We start from the raw sequence: 770 nt of genomic DNA, 5'->3' as shown, positions 1-770 counted from the left end.
GTGGCCAAATTAAAGCGAAAGCCCAATCGAGAGTTGATGTATTCGAGCCTCTGCTCAAAGGTCGCCACTCGTTGACTGTCACTTAACTGAGCGCCAATTTCTAAAAACAGACGCATGGCAAAGCGGTCAATCGATGTGCCCAGTCTCAAATACGTTTTCACCAATTGACTGGCGCACAAACTGTCCACCACACTTCTGTCCAACAAGCGTTGCAACAACGATAACTGGTCGTCATTCAGCACACCTTCACTCAACAGCTGTCGGTGATTCACGTGGACAACATGGAGATCCTGTGATGGCTGAGACGCACTCTCATATCGTGCTCCTCTTTGCAAAACAGTGACTTTCCTTTGCGTCACAATGCTGTCAGGAAAAAGCGAACGGCGTCGCCAATGCTGCTTTTTCATTTGTGTTCTTCTCCGCATCCCTTTCGAACACTCCAGAATGAAAGGGATGTAATAAATTTGAATTATTCGTTCTTACGCTGAACATAATAGAATTTTATGTCCGTCGGTGACTTTCAAAATTAGTCCGAAAATTTTAGTCATAAGTCATTTCAATTAGCGATGGCGACTTGCTCATCACCGGAACGGACCTTACTTGGCGTAGTACCAAAGCGACGTCGATAGCTTTGAGTAAAGTAAGATTGGCTGGAAAATCCCGCTTCCATTGCCACATCGACAATGCTCATTTTGCTCGTCAGCAAAAGCTTGTGTGCGTGCAATAAGCGACGTTCACTGATCCAAGCTCTTGGAGAAATGCCATAGTGC

Annotated in this window: 1 protein-coding gene and 1 pseudogene; both read right to left on the bottom strand. The window is 45.6% G+C overall.

The genetic code is table 11. The features are described from left to right. Window positions 1-425, bottom strand: a pseudogene (gene esxD, locus R7Q09_RS25125) (type III secretion system regulon anti-activator ExsD); the annotation flags it as partial. A gap of 131 nt (window positions 426-556) precedes the next feature. Further along, window positions 557-770: helix-turn-helix transcriptional regulator (locus tag R7Q09_RS25120; protein WP_318143817.1), on the bottom strand; the 214-nt coding region annotated here is incomplete at its 5' end.

It is taken from the genome of Vibrio sp. 2130-1 (assembly GCF_033339515.1).
This window is presented reverse-complemented; position numbering and strand designations above follow the sequence as displayed.